This is a genomic window from Rhizobium sp. USDA 4016 (genome assembly GCF_056279705.1).
Window position 1 is genome coordinate 1,729,094 of the sequence record NZ_JBWCCY010000004.1, and the last position, 16,804, is coordinate 1,745,897.

Sequence of the window (16,804 nt, forward strand, 5' to 3'; positions counted from 1 at the left end):
TGGATTTGACGCAGCCCCAGGCAAGCGGCCAATCTCGCAGTCCATCGAGAACGGGGGTCCGAATGACGAAGGATTATACGGGCGGCTGCGCCTGCGGGGCGGTGAGGTTTACGAGCAAGAGCAAGCCCGGTCCGGTCGTCGCATGTCATTGCTCGCAGTGCCGACGGCAGACGGGGTTCTACTACGCGTCTTGCGACGTCTCCCTGGATAGCCTGACGGTCGAGGGCAAGAGCTCGATCCGCTGGTACCGGTCGAGCGAGACTGCGGAGCGCGGCTTCTGCGCAAACTGCGGCTCGGCGCTCTTCTGGCAGCGGAAGGGATCGCCAGAAGTTTCCGTGATGGCCGGCGCCTTCAACCTGCCGAGCAGGCTTTCCTTCGGCTATCATATCTACTGTGCCGACAAGGGCGATTTCTATGAGATCAACGATGGCGCGCCGCAATACGCCAAAGGTGTTTAAGCCCCTTTCGCGGCCAGCGAAGCGTTCAGGCGCCCGACCTCTTCGCGCAGTGCAGCGAGTTCGGTCACGACGTGAATGTCGATTTTCTGGTGCAGCGACAGGACCTCGAGCTCGGCCTTGAGATTTACTTCATAATCCTTGGCTGCTTCGAAGCGGTCGCGCTCGGCCTGCCGGTTCTGCGACATCATGATGATCGGCGCCTGGATTGCGGCGAGCATAGAGAGGATCAGGTTCAGGAAGACGAAGGGGTAGGGGTCGAAGGCGCGCGTCGCGAGGACAATCGTGTTGATTACTGCCCAGATCGCGAGGAAAGCGAGGAAGGCGATGATGAAGGACCAGGAGCCGCCGACCCTTGCGATACCGTCAGCGACGCGCGCTCCGAAACTCGCCTCGGCGGCAAAGGCTTCGTTGACGTCGGTCGAGATGACCTTGCGTTCGTGTGTCCTCCTGAGGACGCGTTTTTCGATGTCGCCGAGTTCCTCGGTCGGCCTGTCGAAATGCAGGTGAACGAAATTCGAGATACTATACATGACTGGCTCCGATATTTGGCACCACGGGCGGAAGATCTGCTTCGTCAGCGATGGTGCGCTCAGCTTGCGCCTTTGCCACCATCACCGAATCCTCCAGGGATTGATAACATCAAGGCCAATTCCGTCGAAGTCGGTCATGTTGCGGGTTGCAAGTGACGCCCCACGTGAGATGGCAATGGCTGCGATCTGGTCGAATTGGCTGATCGGTCGGCCGGCTTGCGACGGTTCGTGGCAATGGTCGCATAGACATCTGATGCGCCCCGATCGAAGGGCAGGACACGCCCGCCGATATCTTCGCGCAAAATCGGCAGGATAGCGGCCTCGAGCTCCTGGCGGCGGCGCTCCTCGGCAAGAATGCGCAGCCCGTAAAGGATTTCGGCTTCCGTAACCGCCGTCGTGAACACCGATGAAGAGTGCCTCACGAGCCAGTCAACGATGTCCATATTCGGTGAGCTGACGCTTGACGACGGCCAGCGCCGTGCGGAGGACGTCACGGGCTTCGTCTTCCATGGAGCGGCCATGCGCGGCGGCGCGTATCCGCAGCCGCTGACTGCCCTCAATGGCCCTGGTAGCCCTCGGCAAACAGGTCGTGCTTTGGGAAAAAGCGCTCTAGCGTCCGCGCCTTGCCGAACATGATGTCGTGCTGCAGGTAGCCGTAATCACGCACAAGAGGATCGAGCTTTTTCCGGTCGCGCACCCAGTCCGGCGTCGCCTTGTTGTTGCGCGCCGCCAGTTGGTAACGGTCGATGATGTCGTATTTCTTCTGCACGCGGCCGAGGAAGCCGGTGTAGAAGGGATGCTCGAAACCGGCGAACTTGAGGAGGTTGTAGGAGATCAGCGACGGGCTGATCGTACCGACGTTCTCCTTCACGCCTTTCTTGTTCGACCAGATGACCAGCGGCGTTTCATGCTCGCGCTTCATCACGTCGAGCGGCGCCCTGCGGGTCGCGACCTGGTCCGCCATGTAGCCGGCGCTCATATAGACGTTGCCGAGCGGCGGCAGGTGATCGCCCCAGAGTACGATGATCGTTTCGCGCTCGCGCTTCGAGGCCCAATCCATCAGCATCTTGAGACTGTCGTCAGCTTCCTTCACGCCCTGCGTATAGGTCGCAAGCGTCGCACGGTCGGCCTCCGGAATGTTGCCGCGGATGCCGATCGTGTTGCGTGCATAGCGATACGGCTCGTAGGGACCATGTCCCTGCAAGGTGACAGCGAAGAAGAAGAACGGCTTATCGAGGCCGTCGCCCTCGCGCATGATCTCCTTCATCAGGGAATCGTCGGAGGCAAAGATGCCGCGCTTTTCCATCGGCGGCATCGTTTCTTCGGTCCGGAACTCCTCGAAACCGAAATCCTTGTAGACCTGGTTTCGGTTCCAGAACCAGCCGCTGAAGGGGTGCAGGGCGCGGGCGATATAGCCTTCGCCGCGGAAGAAGGTGGCAAGCGAGGGCACGTCGCTGCGGACATATTGCTGGTAAGGAATGCTGCCATAAGGCAGGAAGGCATTCGAGAAGCCGGTCAGTGCCTCGAATTCGACATTGGCGGTCATGCCGCCGAATTCCGGCGAGAAGACGTAGCCGGACTGCGCGGCGCGGACGTTCGGCATCGGATCGGCGCTGAATGAGAGGTTTTTCAACCTCATCGGATCCCAAAAGGACTCGCTCATCAGCATGATGATGTCCGGCTTTTCTTCCGGGCCGGTTAGATAGCCGTAGTTGCGCGAGGGGATCGCGTCGAGCGCATCGGCGTTGAGACCGGCGGGCGCTGCGACATCGGCCATCGGGATGTTGAAGAGGAAGGCCAGTATGAAGCCGTTGCTGCGGTAGTTCTCCTTCTGGTCCCACATCATCGGTACCACCTGCAGGCGGTCGCGAATGTAGGAATATTGCGAATAGTCCATGAGCGACGCGAAGGCCGTTAGCACCGGCAACCCGAGGCAGAGGTGGCGCAGGCGCGCCTGGCGAGAGAGTTTCGGGAAGTTCTGCCAGGCATAACGCCATGCGAAAACGATGCCTGCGGTGGAAAGCACGATGCCGACGAGAAGTGCTGTGGCGGTCCACGGGCTGTCTCGCACCATGACCGGCAGCAGCTCCATGATCTGACGGGTAAAGAGTACGTCGGACGGATAGAAGGGGTCGGAGAGAAAGTGCTGCTTCTGATTGGAGACAAAGGCCGGGATCAGGAAAAGCGGGATCAATACCAATGCCGATTGGTAGCGCCGTCCAAATACGGCATCGAGGGTCAACATCACGATCGTCAGCATGGCGACGGTCGTCATGCCGGGCCTAACCGTCGATGTCAGGAACTCGCCGACATCGGTCAACGTGCCGCGCGCAATCCACTCGACGGTGATAACGCTGAGGAAAGCGAGAGAAAACGAAAATACGATGCCGATTGCCGCGCGCGCTGCCGGAGACTGAACACTCGACCCGAAACCGGCGGAAAGCAGTGCTGCTTTTCTGGCCGGTACGGACTTCATTATCAACGCAATCAACGGCATACTCCGACGTCATAAAATCTTCACCGAAGTGTCACATGCCTGTCATGAACGCTAGATGAACCTTTCGGTTTCCCGGCTTTTCCCTATGGTTTGAGTTTTTCGCCCGGCAGACCCCGCGGCTTTTCATGGCGCGGGCAATTGAAGCGGCGGGCGGCCCGCGCTAAATGGATGACATGACACAGGAAAACGCTCCTTTGAATACGCTCCAGATTGCCGTTGCCCAGTTGAACCCGACAGTCGGCGATGTCGCCGGAAACCTCGCCAAAGCTCGTGAGGCACGCGCCGATGCGGCCCGCCAAGGCGCGGATCTGCTGCTTCTGACGGAGCTTTTCATTTCCGGTTATCCGCCGGAAGACCTCGTGCTGAAACCGGCCTTTCTGAGGGCCTGCCTGAAGGCGGTCGAGGACCTCGCGGCCGATACCGCAGACGGCGGCCCCGGCGTCATCGTCGGCTTCCCGCGGCAGGGAAAGACGGGGCGGCATAACTCGGTTGCAGTTCTCGACGGCGGCCAGATCCTGGTGCTGCGTGACAAGATCGACCTGCCGAACTACGGCGAGTTCGACGAGAAGCGCGTCTTTTCCGAAGGATCGATGCCGGGGCCGGTGAATTTCCGCGGCGTGCGGATCGGCGTGCCGATCTGCGAAGAGATCTGGAACGATCTCGGCGTCTGCGAGACACTCGCCGAAAGTGGCGCCGAAATCCTGCTGGTGCCGAACGGTTCACCCTATTATCGCGGCAAGGTCGACGTGCGCCATCAGGTGGCGCTCAAGCAGGTGATCGAAACCGGCCTGCCGCTAATCTTCGCCAATCAGCTCGGCGGGCAGGACGAACTCGTCTTCGACGGTGCGAGTTTCGCCTTCAATGGCGACAAATCGCTGGCCTTCCAGATGAGCCAGTTCGAAACCGCGCTGGCGGTGACGACCTGGAAGCGCGGCGAAAACGGCTGGCGCTGTAGCGAAGGCCCGATGTCACGTATTCCCGAGCCCGACGAGGCCGACTATCGCGCCTGCCTGGTCGGTTTCCGCGATTATGTGAATAAGAACGGCTTCAAGAATGTCGTCCTCGGCCTTTCCGGCGGCATCGACTCGGCGATCTGCGCGGCGATCGCCGTCGATGCGCTCGGCGAGGAGCGCGTCCGAACGGTGATGCTGCCATATCGCTACACGTCAACCGATTCGCTGAAGGATGCGGCCGACTGCGCCAAGGCGCTCGGATGCCGCTACGACATCGTGCCGATCGAGGAGCCGGTGAAGGGCTTCACCTCGGCGCTCTCGCCGCTGTTCGAAGGAACCGATAGCGGCATTACCGAGGAGAACTTGCAGAGCCGGGCGCGCGGCACGATCCTGATGGCGATTTCCAACAAGTTCGGTTCCATGGTGGTCACGACCGGCAACAAGTCGGAAATGTCGGTTGGATATGCGACGCTCTACGGCGACATGAACGGCGGCTTCAATCCGATCAAAGACCTCTACAAAATGCAGGTCTATGCGCTGTCGCGCTGGCGCAATGGTCATGTGCCGCCGGAAGCGCTGGGGCCGTCCGGCGAGGTGATCCCGCAGAACATCATCGACAAGGCGCCGTCCGCCGAGCTTCGCCCGGACCAGACGGACCAGGATTCGCTACCGCCTTATCCGGTGCTCGACGACATCCTCGAATGCCTCGTCGAGAAGGAGATGGCGGTCGAGGAGATCCTCGCGCGTGGGCATGATGTGGCGACCGTCCACCGCGTCGAGCATCTGCTCTATCTCGCCGAATACAAGCGCCGGCAGTCGGCTCCGGGCGTGAAGATCACCAAAAAGAACTTTGGGCGCGATCGCCGCTACCCGATCACCAACCGGTTCCGCGACCGGTAACCCAAAATCTGGGAGGATGCATGCGCAGTTCGGTCGAGATCTATAATATCCGCACCGGGGAAAGCCGGATTGTCGTCCAGACGGAAAAGCTGATCGAGGCGCCGAATTTTTCGCCCGATGGCGCCTATATGCTGTTGAATGGCGACGGGTTGCTTTACCGGCTGCGGCCGGACGGCTCCGGCGGCCTCCAGCAGGTCGATACGGATTTTGCGACGCAGTGCAATAACGATCACGGCATTTCGCCGGACGGGACACAAATCGTCATTTCGGACAAGACGGAATTCGGCAAGTCGGCGATCTATATTCTGCCGGCGGCTGGCGGGACGCCGCGGCTGATTACCGACAATCTGCCCTCTTATTGGCACGGCTGGTCGCCGAACGGGAAGGAGCTCGCCTATTGCGGCATTCGCGACGACGTCTTCGACATTTATACGATTTCCGTCGATGGTGGCCCCGAAAAGCGGCTGACGCATGGCGAGGGGCGAAACGACGGGCCGGATTATTCGGCCGACGGGAAATGGATCTACTTCAACTCCAGCCGCACCGGTCTCATGCAGATCTGGCGCATCCATCCGGATCGAACCGGCCTGGAGCAGGTGACGCACGACAATTACGGCAACTGGTTTGCGCATCCTTCACCGAAGAACGACAAGGTGCTGATCCTTTCTTACGATCCGGACGTCTTCGATCATCCGCGCGACCTTGATGTGCGGCTGCGGCTGATGGACATAGACGGCGACAACCTGACTACGCTGTTCGAGCTCTTCGGTGGGCAGGGCACGATCAATGTACCCTGCTGGTCACCGGATGGTGACGAATTTGCCTATGTGCGTTACTTCCCGGAGGCTTGAACGAGGCGCCGACTCAGGAGATAGAGACTGCCGTCAGGTGCCTGCATCCAGCAGGAGAATCGGGAATCCGGTGAAGGACCGGAACGTGCCCAACGCTGTGAGGCTGACGCTTGCTGCAACAATGGCCACTGGCATCTGCCGGGAAGGCCGCAGAAAGCGGGTGACGCCAAGTCAGAAGACCGGCCTGGCAAGATAGACCGAACCGCGCGGACGGCGGCGAGGTTTTTGACGCTTCCCGCGCTGCGGTGCGGGTGCTCAAGCATTGTTGGGGATTTAACGATGCAACTTGATCCTTTCGCCCGCGCGCTGGTGCCGGCCGGCGAGTTCTCCGAACACGACCGGGCCTCGGTCTATAGAGCCATCGAAACGCGCCGCGACGTGCGCGACCAGTTTCTGCCCGATCCTCTGCCCGACGATCTGGTGTCGCGGCTGCTTGGGGCAGCGCATGCCGCGCCGTCGGTCGGTTTCATGCAGCCCTGGAATTTCATCGTGATCCGCGATCCGAAGGTGCGCCAGGCCGCGTGGCAGGCGTTTTCGCGCGCCAACAAGGAAGCGGCCGAGATGTTTGAAGAGGAGCGGCGGGATATGTACAGAAGCCTGAAGCTCGAAGGCATCCGCAAGGCACCGCTCAGCATCTGCGTCACCTGCGATCCGGACAGGGCAGGGCCGGTGGTCATCGGCCGCACCCACAATCCGCGTACGGATGTCTATTCGACCGTCTGCGCCGTGCAGAACCTGTGGCTTGCGGCCCGGGCCGAAGGCATCGGGGTCGGCTGGGTCAGCATCTTCCACGATGCGGATATTCGGGAACTGCTCGGCATTCCGGAGCGGATCGAGATCGTCGCCTGGCTTTGCCTCGGTTATGTCGATCAGCTTTACACCGCGCCGGAACTGGCCGTGAAAGGCTGGCGACAGCGCCTGCCGCTGGAAGAACTGGTCTTCTCCGACCGATGGGGAAGCCAGTAACGCGTCAGTTCTGCTGCGGCTGCGGTCCGGGCGTTGCGGGGTTCTTGAGATCGATCGCGCCCTGATCGCCGGCGAGAAACTGCGGACCGACCTGGCGGACTTTGCTATTCGCCGGGTCATAAGGGCGGTCCGGCACCTGCGGCTGCGGGGCAGGTGTGGACGCGGCGCCCGATGGCGGCTTCGTCTTGATACTGGTGATCGAGCCTTTCCTCGGCGGTTCGCTGATCGCCTGATTCTTGCGCATGTTCTCGTAATAGGCAGAGAGATTGCAGAAACAGGAGGACTTTTGGCCGGGCGCGCGGTTCTTGTAGGCAAAGGCATTCTGCATGGCGCTGTAGGGCGCACCGGTCGAGGCCGAGATCATGTTTGCGGCTTCGGTATTCGAGATGTCTTGATAGAAAAGCTCCGTCTCGATACCGGGGCACATTTTCGAACACGTCGCTGCGTCGCGGTTGAAATCGATCGATGTTGCATTCGTGGTGATCGGGAAGAAGCCGCCGTCGCAGGTGCGCACGCACATGGTGCTGACATGCGACATGAGCTCGCCGCGCGGCACGCCATATTGCATGTCGCCGTGTTCGCCTTCTCCAAGCGGAATGAAGGTATCGCTCCGCATCGCCTGTTCTTCGGGACTTGGTGCCGGCGCATAGGCCTGCGGATCCGGCGCATAGTCGAGTTCGTCGTTGCAGCCGTTGTCTTCGAGCGCCGCCATCAGCTCGCGGCGCACGCGATAATCGGCGCCGCCCTGATTGCGCAGTTCGTTGCGCCGCTCCTGCAGGTATCGAATGTTGTCGACCATGCGCGCCTCGGACTGCTGCAGCTCGCTGCAATAATCCGCATTCTCGCCGCCGATCACGACCATGCTGTCCATCGAGCAGCCGTAGCCGCGAAGGTCGTTGCGGACTTTACGAAGCTCGAGATTCTGCTCGGCGATCGCGCTCGCATATTGGCGGACTTCGGGGCCGTTGCCGATGACATGGGGCAGATCGGCGATGCGGCCGCGCAGGTCGTCGCAGATCGCATGCGTCTGCGCGGCAGCAGGCGCGGCCAAGGCAAGCAGGATCGCAAGGGTCAGGTTTCGGCGTTTCACGGCATCATCCCGCAGCAAGGTCAGGCCAGAGCACGGCGTGACATTCGCCGCATCCCGGCTTTCTAACCTGCTTCCGTTAACAAGCTGGCGACGCAATTGTAACGCATTTTCGCATTTTGCGACAACTTACGCCGGCTGAGAAGCCTCGACGACGGCAAGCGCGGCCATGTTGACCACGCCGCGCGAGGTGACCGAAGTCGACAGGATATGCGCAGGCTGTGCGGTCCCCAGCAGAATCGGGCCGACATGGAGCGCATCCATCATGGTGCGGACGAGGCCGAGCGAGATGTTGGCGGCATCGAGGTTCGGGAAAAGCAATAGGTTGGCTTCGCCGGCAAGCGAACTATCCGGCATGGCGCGCTTGCGCAGCGCTTCCGACAGTGCAGAACCGGCTTGCATTTCACCATCGACCTCCAGATCGGGGGCTTGTTCGCGCACGAGCTGCAGGGCATCGCGCATCTTGCGTGCACTCTCGGAGTTTCGGGAGCCGAAATTCGAATGGCAGATCAGCGCGGCCTTCGGCGTAATGCCGAAGCGGCGAACCTCCTGGGCCGCGAGAACGGCGATCTCGGCGATTTCCTCATGTGTCGGATTGTAGTTCACGAAGGTATCGGCGAAGAAGACCGGCCCTTTCTGGGTGATCAATAGGCTGAGACCGGCGAAGGTGCAGGCACCTGGCCGCTTGCCGATGATTTGGCCGACGTCTTTCAGGTGGCGGTCGAAGCGGCCTTCCACGCCGCAGATGAGGGCATCCGCCTCGCCGCGCTTCACCGACAAGGCGCCGATAACCGTGTTGTTAGTGCGCACGATCGTGCGGGCGGCTTCCGGATTGATGCCGGCGCGGCCGACGAGGGCGAAGTAGTCTTCGACATAGTCGCGGTAGCGCGGGTCGTCTTCGGGATTCACCACGGCGAAATCGATGTTCGGGCGAATGCGGATGCCGAACCGCTTGAGGCGAGCCTCGATGACCGAGGGGCGGCCGATCAGAATCGGCTCGCCGGTCTTTTCCTCCAGCAGAACCTGAGCCGCGCGCAGGACGCGCTCGTCTTCTCCCTCCGCGAAGATGACGCGTTTCTTCTCAGAAAGCTTGGCGCTGGTAAAGATCGGCTTCATGACGAAGCCCGAACGCCAAACGAAGCGGTTCAACTGATCGAGATAGGCGTCGAAATCGGCAATCGGCCGCGACGCGACGCCCGTCTCGGCGGCGGCTTTGGCGACAGCCGGGGCGATGCGCAGGATGAGACGCGGATCGAAGGGCGAAGGAATGAGGTAATTCGGACCGAAGACAGGCGTCTCGCCGGAATAGGCGCGGGCCGCGACGTCCGACACTTCCTCGCGGGCAAGCCCCGCGATGGCCTTGACGGCCGCCATCTTCATTTCTTCGTTGATGGCGGTGGCGCCGCAATCGAGCGCGCCGCGGAAGATATAGGGGAAGCAGAGGACGTTGTTCACCTGGTTCGGGAAGTCCGAGCGGCCGGTGCAGATCATTGCGTCCGGGCGGGCGGCGCGCGCGAGGTCTGGCATGATTTCAGGGGTCGGATTGGCGAGAGCCATGATGAGCGGCTTGTCCGCCATCTGTGACAGGAGGTCGGGCTTCAGGACACCGGCAGCCGAAAGGCCAAGGAAAACATCGGCGCCGCCGATATTGTCGGCGAGCGTACGCATCTTACTTTTCTGTGCATAGACAGCCTTCCATTCGTCCATCAGTTCGGTGCGGCCTTCATAGACGAGGCCTTCGATATCGTGGACCCAGATGTTTTCGCGCTTCGCGCCGAGCGTCACCAGGAGGTTGAGGCAGGCGAGTGCTGCGGCACCCGCGCCGGAGGCGACGATCTTCACATCCTCGATCTTCTTGCCGGCAAGTTCCAGTCCGTTAAGGATCGCGGCGGCGACGATGATGGCCGTGCCGTGCTGGTCGTCATGGAAGACCGGGATCTTCATCTTCCCGCGAAGCTGGCGCTCGACCTCGAAGCATTCCGGCGCCTTGATGTCCTCGAGATTGATGCCGCCGAAGGTCGGCTCCAGCGAGGCGATGGTGGAGACCATCTGGTCGACGGTGGGGGCCTCGATTTCGACGTCGAAGACGTCGATGCCTGCAAACTTCTTGAAGAGAACGGCCTTGCCTTCCATGACGGGCTTGGAGGCGAGCGGGCCGATGTTGCCGAGGCCGAGAACCGCTGTGCCGTTGGAGATGACGGCGACGAGATTGGCGCGCGAGGTATAATCGGCCGCCGTCTCCGGATTGTCACGGATGGCAAGGCAAGGTGCTGCGACGCCGGGCGAATAGGCGAGTGCCAGGTCGCGCTGGTTGCCGAGCGGCTTGATCGCCTGGATTTCAAGTTTGCCGGGACGGGGATAACGATGGAAGAAAAGCGCCTGTTCGTCGAGGTTTCCGCCTGTCTCGTTCTTCTCCGTCTTGGATTTTTCCTGATGATCCATTGCCGTCTCCGCTGCCGCACTCACATCTTTTGAAGACTTCTCCATACATCAATCGGCTGGAAGGGACAGTCAGAAATTCGCATCCGGGCGGAAAACTCGTGAGCGCTGCGATGCGCCAATTCGCGCATCTGTCATCTTCCTGAAACACGAGTCTGATTTTGGAAGGCGAGATGAACGATAGGACGCAGGCAAGATGCTTGTGAAAGACAATATGGATACTCGACACTTCCGTACTCTGTTCATTTCCGATGTGCATCTCGGCTCGAAGGCGGCGAAGGCGGACTTCCTCCTCGATTTTCTCCGCTACCACGACGCCGATACGATATTCCTCGTCGGCGACATCGTCGACGGCTGGCGACTGAAGCGCAGCTGGTACTGGCCGCAGGTCTGCAACGACGTCGTGCAGAAGCTGCTGCGCAAGGCCCGCAAGGGCACGCGGATCGTCTATATCCCGGGCAATCACGACGAATTCCTGCGCGACTTCCCCGGCATGCATTTCGGCGGTATCGAAGTCGCCGAGCGCATGATGCATGACGGCGCGGACGGCAAGAAATACCTGATCCTGCATGGAGACGAGTTCGACGTCGTCGTCCGCAATGCCCGCCTGCTCGCCTATCTCGGGGACTGGGCCTATGACACGGCGATCAAGATCAACGTCGTGCTGGCCGCGATCCGCCGCCGCATGGGCATGCCCTATTGGTCTTTCTCCGCCTGGGCCAAGCTGCAGGTGAAGCATGCCGTCAATTTCATCGGCGAGTTCCAGCGCGTCGTGGCCGACGAAGCCCGAAAGCATGGCGCCGACGGCGTCATCTGCGGCCACATCCACCATGCCGTGATCGAGGACATGGACGGCGTGCGCTATATCAACACCGGCGACTGGGTGGAGAGCTGTACGGCGATCGCCGAGCATGAGGACGGCACGTTCGAGCTCATCACCTGGAGCACGTTAGCCGACGCTCAAGCCATCCCGCTGGCGATCGAGCACCGCGACAGCGAACTCGAGCCGCAGGCCGCCTGAATTTCTGTTGTGAATACTGAAGCGATACGGTGTCTAGTGCGATGCAGCGAGCTGGCTCGTGGCGTCGACTATCGCGGGCCTAGTTCCAGCCGCATGAGAATTTCATCATAATGAGTATCGCCCACCTTTAGAGCTTCGATTTCGACGGCCCATTCTTCAAAGCCTACGGATTTGTAAAGCCGGATGGCCGGAACGTTGGACGACACGACGCTGAGCCGGAGCGAGCGTAAAATCGTGCCAACTTCGTCGATGGCAGCACTCAGCAGTAAGGGTGAGAGTCCTGTGCCCCGTGCCGTTTGGCGGACGTACATTCCCCAGATCGATCCAATATGTTGCGTCTTGATGCCTTTGGATTTCGACACACCGATCGTTCCGGCAAGCATTCCGTCATCGGAGAGCCCTCCGATGACAAGACAGTTCTCGAGCCTGTCAGCGAATTGGGCCCCCGATTGACTCTGCTCTTCTTCCCATGACGCGCCAAATGCCTCTGGATGGTTCGCGAGAGCCTCCAGGCGAATTTCCCTAAAAGAGGACGCATCATTCCGGTCGAGGCGGCGAATCTTATATGGGCACACAGGTATATCCCCTTCTTTTTCTTGGAAGGGCGACCGAACCACCTAACGGTAACGGCCGCATGACACTTGGCTCAAAATCCTCGACACTCTGCGCGGGCCCCAAACATTAGCGACTTTTAGTTACGATGGATTGTGAGCGAAGGGGACAAGCTTTTTCTTGAAACGTTTCAGAAAGGCTATTTCTGGCCATAGTCGCCCTTGGGTTGATGTGCTAGGCAAGGTCTAGTTTCCTGCAGGTCCACCGATGATTCCCGCCCAGAATGCCCCGACAGGCGAGGGCGCGCCGCCGCGCTTCCGGCTGCTCAGCGCCCTGTCCTATTGCGCTCCGCTGACTGTCAACGGTGTCGTTCTTCCCTTCTTTCCCGTCTGGCTCGCGTTCCACGAATTCTCCGATCATGAAATCGGCATCATCCTGGCGGTGCCGATGGTGGTGCGCGTCCTCGTTGCGCCGATCATCGCCATGTACGCCGACCGAATGAAGGAGCGCGCCGACGTGTTGTTGTGGTCCGGCGGACTGTCGCTGCTGACGGCGGTCGCGCTCTGCTGGACGACAAGCTTCTGGCCGGTCCTGATCGTTTTCAGCATGCAGGGGGCGACCTTTGCGCCCTATCTGCCGGTCGTCGAATCGATCGTCATTTCCGGCGTTCGCCGATGGGGACTCGACTACGGATCGATGCGGGTCTGGGGCTCGATCGCCTTCATCGCATCGACCCTGATCGGCGGCGAGATGATCGGCTATTGGGGTGGCTCGATGGTGCTGCCGGTGATGATTTTCGGTTTCGTCACGACGATGCTGATGGCGATCTACTGTCCGCGCATCGGGCCGACGCGCCGGCGCGGCACGCCGGTCGACATACCGGCTGCCACCGGCAGTTCGCTGCGGCAGCCGCATCTGCTGGTGCTGCTTTGGGGCGTGGCGATCCAGCAGTCGAGCCACGCGCTTCTTTATGCCTTCGCCTCGATTTACTGGCATCACCTCGGTTTTTCGGGAACGGAGGTCGGTATTCTCTGGAGTGCGGGCGTCGCTTCCGAAGTCATGGTGTTCTTCGTCTCGAAGCATTTGAACCGCCGCTTCAACGCCTGGACGCTCATCCGCATCGGCTGCGCGGTCTGCATCTGCCGCTGGATCCTGTTTCCGATGCACTGGGGCTTCGTTGGCTTTTTCGTGCTGCAGTGTTTCCATTCCTGCAGCTTCGCCTTCGTGCATACCGGCGTGCAGAGGCGGATCGTGGCAACGGTACAGGAGACTCAGGAATCGTCGGCCCAGGGCGCCTATTTCTTCTATAACGGCATGTTCATGGGGCTGATGACGCTCGCCTCCGGCTACATCTATGCCTGGCTCGGCCTCGCAAGCTTCTACGTCATGGCACTCGTCGCGGTGCTGGGAATGTCTCTGGTCTTCGTCGCCTACTACCTTCAGCCCCAAAGGCTGGCCTCGGGCGGCCAGACAAGGGAAGCGGTGTAGCGCAGGCCGCATTCCCGGTCGCGGGCAAGAAGCAGCGCACCGTCGAGATCGACGAATTCCGCGTCCTGCGCCAAGAGCACGGCGGGCGCCATTGCGAGCGATGTGCCCACCATGCAGCCGAGCATGATCTGGAAGCCGAGGCGCTGAGCCTCCCGTTTCATGACGAGTGCCTCCGTCAGGCCGCCGGTCTTATCGAGCTTGATGTTGATCGCGTCGTAGCGGTCGCGCAGGCTTGCAAGATCGCCGGTATGATGGACGCTCTCGTCGGCACAGACGAGGACCGGGCGCGCGATGCCGGCAAGCATTTCGTCCCGGCCGGCGGGCAGGGGCTGCTCGACGAGGGCGATATTCATCTCGGCGGCGATGCGCAAGTGATGTTCCAGCGTTTCCTCGGGCCAGCCCTCGTTGGCATCGAGGATGATGGTGCTGTCAGGCGCGGCTTCGCGCACGGCGCGTATGCGGCTTTCATCGTCGCCGGTGCCGACCTTGACCTTGAGTAGCGCCCTTGCAGAATATTCGCGCGCTTGCGCTGTCATGACCTCCGGTTCGCCGAGCGAGATGGTGTAAGCGGTCGTGAGCGGCTTTGCGGACGCAAGCCCAATGCGTTCGGCAACGCTCTTTCCGCCGAGCTTTGCTTCGAGGTCCCATATCGCGCAATCGACGGCATTCCTCGCTGCGCCGGGCGGCAAGGCCGAAAGCAGCTCTTCGCCTGAAATGCCTTGCTCGACCAGCGGCCGGGCGGCTTCGATCTGCGCGGCGACGCTTTCCATCGTTTCGCCATAGCGTCGGTAGGGGACGCATTCGCCCCAGCCGCGCCTGCCGTTTTCCGTCAGAATGCAGGTGATGACGTCCGCTGATGTCTTTGCACCGCGCGAGATCGTGAAAGTGCCCGCAATGGGGAAGGAATTCATCTGGATTTCGAGCGAGCGTGGCATAATTGCAATCCTGCGAGCATGGAAATTCTATGTGTCTTCGGTATATTGACGCGCCGGGCGTGAGCGATTTGTTCGCGAGTCGGCAATGTCGCCGCAAGCCTTGAAAGACACAAGCATTTTGAAGCCCGACACCCGCAAAGCCGCCTCACTGCACGTGGACGACCAAGCCGATGGTGGAGGACGCCGCGTTCATCTCGAAGGCAATTGGCGCAGCGCGAACATCCACCTCGTCCTCCACGACTTCGAGAAGATTACCCGTGCTAAAGGTGATCTGACGCTCGACTTGTCGGGCGTCACGGATATCGACACGGCCGGTGTCTGGCTGCTTTGCCGGCTCAAGCTGCAGGAAGAGGCGGCCGGGCGGCAGGTTCGTTTTGAAGGCACCAATCCACACATCGACGAGATGATCGAGGAATTCTCCGAGAAACCGGAGGAGGAAGTGACTGAGGCTGCGATGAAAAGCGGCATTGCCGAGCGCATCTTCGCGCCGGTCGGCAAGATGACCATGGACCTCTGGAATGACCTCACGGCTGCGATGTATATCCTGGGCTCGGCGGTGCGCGGTGCCCAGATGAAGTTCGGGCGCGGCAGCGGCGTTTCTCCGGCCTCGATCGTCAACCAGATCGATCACATGGGCGTGCGCGCCGTTCCGATCATCCTTTTGATGTCGTTCCTGATCGGCGCCATCATCGCGCAGCAGGGGGCCTTCCAGCTCCGCTATTTCGGGGCCGAAGTCTTTGTCGTCGACCTCGTCGGCATCCTGCAGCTCCGCGAAATCGGCGTGCTCCTGACGGCGATCATGATCGCCGGCCGTTCGGGCAGCGCGATCACGGCCGAAATCGGCTCGATGAAGATGCGTGAGGAGGTCGACGCGCTGAAGGTCATGGGCCTCAATCCAGTGGGCGTGCTGATCTTCCCGCGGCTTGTGGCACTGACGGTGGCGCTGCCGCTTCTGACGGTGCTGGCGAACTTCGCCTCGCTGTTCGGCGCGGCTGCGGTCGCCTGGGCCTATTCCGGCATCACCTTCGCGACCTTCCTGTCGCGCCTGCACGAGGCGATCACGCTGTCGACGGTGCTCTCCGGCATGATCAAGGCGCCGTTCATGGCGCTCGTCATCGGTATTGTCGCCGCCGTGGAAGGCCTTAAGGTCGGAGGCAGCGCCGAATCGCTCGGCCAACACGTGACGGCTTCCGTGGTGAAGTCGATTTTCGTCGTCATCCTCATGGACGGGCTGTTCGCCATGTTCTATGCGGCGATCAATTTTTAAGGGTTCAGCGTGGACGGGCAGCAGTCAGATACGGGTGAGAAGAAGGAGCGGGACATCGTGCTTTCGGCGCGGGACGTGACCGTCGGCTTCGGCCCGAAGATTGTGCTCGATAAGCTCAACCTGAATATCTACCGCGGCGAGATCCTGGGCTTCGTCGGGGCATCGGGTACCGGAAAATCGGTGTTGATGCGGACCATTTTGCGCCTTTTGCCGCGCCGCTCCGGTACGATCGAGATCCTGGGGCAGAATTTCGACAAGCTCGATGAAAACCAGCGCAATGCGCTCGACATGCGGCTCGGGGTGCTTTTTCAGCAGGGCGCGCTGTTTTCCTCCCTGACGGTGAGGGAGAATATCCAGGTGCCGATGCGCGAATATCTGGATCTGCCGAAATCGCTGATGGACGAGTTGGCGCAGCTGAAGATCCGGCTTGTGGGTCTTGCTGCCGATGCGGCGGACAAGTATCCCTCCGAGCTTTCCGGTGGCATGATCAAGCGCGCTGCCCTTGCGCGGGCCTTGGCGCTCGATCCGGAACTGGTGTTCCTGGACGAGCCGACATCGGGCCTCGACCCGATCGGGGCTGCGGAATTCGATGAACTGATCGCCCGGCTGCGCGATACGCTGGGGCTGACGGTCTATATGGTAACCCACGACCTCGACAGCCTGTTTTCCGTCTGCGACCGTATTGCCGTGCTTGGACACAAGCGAGTAATGGTTGAGGGAACGATCGACGACATGCTGGCCTATGATGATCCGTGGGTTCAGGCCTATTTCAAGGGAAAGCGCGCGCGCTCGATCGTGCCCCAAGAAGAAACAGCTGCCGGCCGTGCCGAAAGCACTGGCGACAGCCGCGGGAAGTGACC

At 60.9% G+C, this 16,804-nt stretch carries 14 protein-coding genes, 2 pseudogenes and 1 riboswitch; of the genes and pseudogenes, 8 read left to right on the top strand and 8 right to left on the bottom strand.

Annotated elements, in window-relative coordinates:
• Nucleotides 1–62 precede the first annotated feature (62 nt).
• Nucleotides 63–458 carry a GFA family protein gene (locus tag ACZ9DP_RS23730; protein ID WP_476203762.1) on the top strand — a complete coding sequence of 132 codons (396 nt, stop codon included), beginning with the start codon at nucleotides 63–65 and terminating at the stop codon, nucleotides 456–458.
• On the opposite strand, the gene ACZ9DP_RS23735 is transcribed toward ACZ9DP_RS23730, so the two are convergent.
• From ACZ9DP_RS23735 to ACZ9DP_RS23750, 4 genes and pseudogenes are all read right to left on the bottom strand, one after another.
• Nucleotides 455–988 (bottom strand): DUF1003 domain-containing protein, encoded by a 534-nt coding sequence (locus ACZ9DP_RS23735; RefSeq protein WP_476203764.1) that lies wholly within the window; start codon nucleotides 986–988, stop codon nucleotides 455–457. The genes ACZ9DP_RS23730 and ACZ9DP_RS23735 overlap by 4 nt on opposite strands.
• An 81-nt stretch (nucleotides 989–1,069) precedes the next feature.
• Nucleotides 1,070–1,431 (bottom strand): annotated as a pseudogene (locus ACZ9DP_RS23740) (PIN domain-containing protein).
• Between the two features lie 25 nt (nucleotides 1,432–1,456).
• Nucleotides 1,457–1,570 (bottom strand): annotated as a pseudogene (locus ACZ9DP_RS23745) (FitA-like ribbon-helix-helix domain-containing protein); the annotation flags it as partial.
• Nucleotides 1,545–3,479 carry an LTA synthase family protein gene (locus ACZ9DP_RS23750; protein ID WP_476203765.1) on the bottom strand — a complete coding sequence of 645 codons (1,935 nt, stop codon included), beginning with the start codon at nucleotides 3,477–3,479 and terminating at the stop codon, nucleotides 1,545–1,547. The pseudogene ACZ9DP_RS23745 and the gene ACZ9DP_RS23750, both read right to left, overlap by 26 nt.
• Nucleotides 3,480–3,658: 179 nt before the next feature.
• Between ACZ9DP_RS23750 and ACZ9DP_RS23755 the strand changes: the two genes are divergently transcribed.
• The 3 genes from ACZ9DP_RS23755 to bluB all read left to right on the top strand — a co-directional run bounded on the left by ACZ9DP_RS23755 (nucleotide 3,659) and on the right by bluB (nucleotide 7,155).
• A complete protein-coding gene (locus ACZ9DP_RS23755) occupies nucleotides 3,659–5,338 on the top strand; it encodes an NAD+ synthase (RefSeq protein ID WP_476205468.1) in 1,680 nt (559 codons plus the stop codon).
• Nucleotides 5,339–5,358: 20 nt separating this feature from the next.
• Entirely contained in the window at nucleotides 5,359–6,189 is an 831-nt protein-coding gene (locus ACZ9DP_RS23760) for a TolB family protein (protein ID WP_476203766.1), read from the top strand.
• 18 nt (nucleotides 6,190–6,207) lie between these two features.
• Nucleotides 6,208–6,391, top strand: a riboswitch (cobalamin riboswitch).
• Between the two features lie 77 nt (nucleotides 6,392–6,468).
• Nucleotides 6,469–7,155 (top strand): 5,6-dimethylbenzimidazole synthase, encoded by a 687-nt coding sequence (bluB, locus tag ACZ9DP_RS23765; RefSeq protein ID WP_283072173.1) that lies wholly within the window; start codon nucleotides 6,469–6,471, stop codon nucleotides 7,153–7,155.
• A gap of 4 nt (nucleotides 7,156–7,159) precedes the next feature.
• Here the strand turns inward: bluB and ACZ9DP_RS23770 are convergent, their stop codons facing one another.
• A complete protein-coding gene (locus ACZ9DP_RS23770) occupies nucleotides 7,160–8,245 on the bottom strand; it encodes a DUF2865 domain-containing protein (protein WP_476203767.1) in 1,086 nt (361 codons plus the stop codon).
• A 126-nt stretch (nucleotides 8,246–8,371) separates the two neighbouring features.
• Nucleotides 8,372–10,684 carry an NADP-dependent malic enzyme gene (locus ACZ9DP_RS23775; RefSeq protein WP_074068414.1) on the bottom strand — a complete coding sequence of 771 codons (2,313 nt, stop codon included), beginning with the start codon at nucleotides 10,682–10,684 and terminating at the stop codon, nucleotides 8,372–8,374.
• Nucleotides 10,685–10,895: 211 nt separating this feature from the next.
• On the opposite strand from ACZ9DP_RS23775, the gene ACZ9DP_RS23780 reads away from it, so the two are divergent.
• Nucleotides 10,896–11,702 (top strand): UDP-2,3-diacylglucosamine diphosphatase, encoded by an 807-nt coding sequence (locus ACZ9DP_RS23780; protein ID WP_476203768.1) that lies wholly within the window; start codon nucleotides 10,896–10,898, stop codon nucleotides 11,700–11,702.
• Between the two features lie 68 nt (nucleotides 11,703–11,770).
• Here ACZ9DP_RS23780 and ACZ9DP_RS23785 read toward each other — a convergent pair whose 3' ends face one another.
• On the bottom strand, nucleotides 11,771–12,277 hold the full coding sequence (locus ACZ9DP_RS23785; RefSeq protein ID WP_476203770.1) for an N-acetyltransferase family protein: 507 nt from the start codon (nucleotides 12,275–12,277) through the stop codon (nucleotides 11,771–11,773).
• Nucleotides 12,278–12,521: 244 nt separating this feature from the next.
• Here ACZ9DP_RS23785 and ACZ9DP_RS23790 point away from each other — a divergent pair, with 244 nt between their 5' ends.
• Nucleotides 12,522–13,742: an MFS transporter gene (locus ACZ9DP_RS23790; protein WP_239598571.1), complete on the top strand. Its 1,221-nt coding sequence runs from the start codon at nucleotides 12,522–12,524 to the stop codon at nucleotides 13,740–13,742.
• Here ACZ9DP_RS23790 and dgcA read toward each other — a convergent pair.
• Entirely contained in the window at nucleotides 13,694–14,677 is a 984-nt protein-coding gene (dgcA, locus tag ACZ9DP_RS23795) for an N-acetyl-D-Glu racemase DgcA (protein WP_476203771.1), read from the bottom strand. The two genes, ACZ9DP_RS23790 and dgcA, sit on opposite strands and share 49 nt — an antisense overlap.
• Nucleotides 14,678–14,777: 100 nt before the next feature.
• On the opposite strand from dgcA, the gene ACZ9DP_RS23800 reads away from it, so the two are divergent.
• Nucleotides 14,778–15,944, top strand: a complete 1,167-nt coding sequence (locus ACZ9DP_RS23800; protein WP_283072356.1) for an ABC transporter permease — start codon at nucleotides 14,778–14,780, stop codon at nucleotides 15,942–15,944.
• Nucleotides 15,945–15,953: 9 nt separating this feature from the next.
• Entirely contained in the window at nucleotides 15,954–16,802 is an 849-nt protein-coding gene (locus ACZ9DP_RS23805; RefSeq protein ID WP_074068404.1) for an ABC transporter ATP-binding protein, read from the top strand.
• The last annotated feature ends 2 nt before the right edge of the window (nucleotides 16,803–16,804 follow it).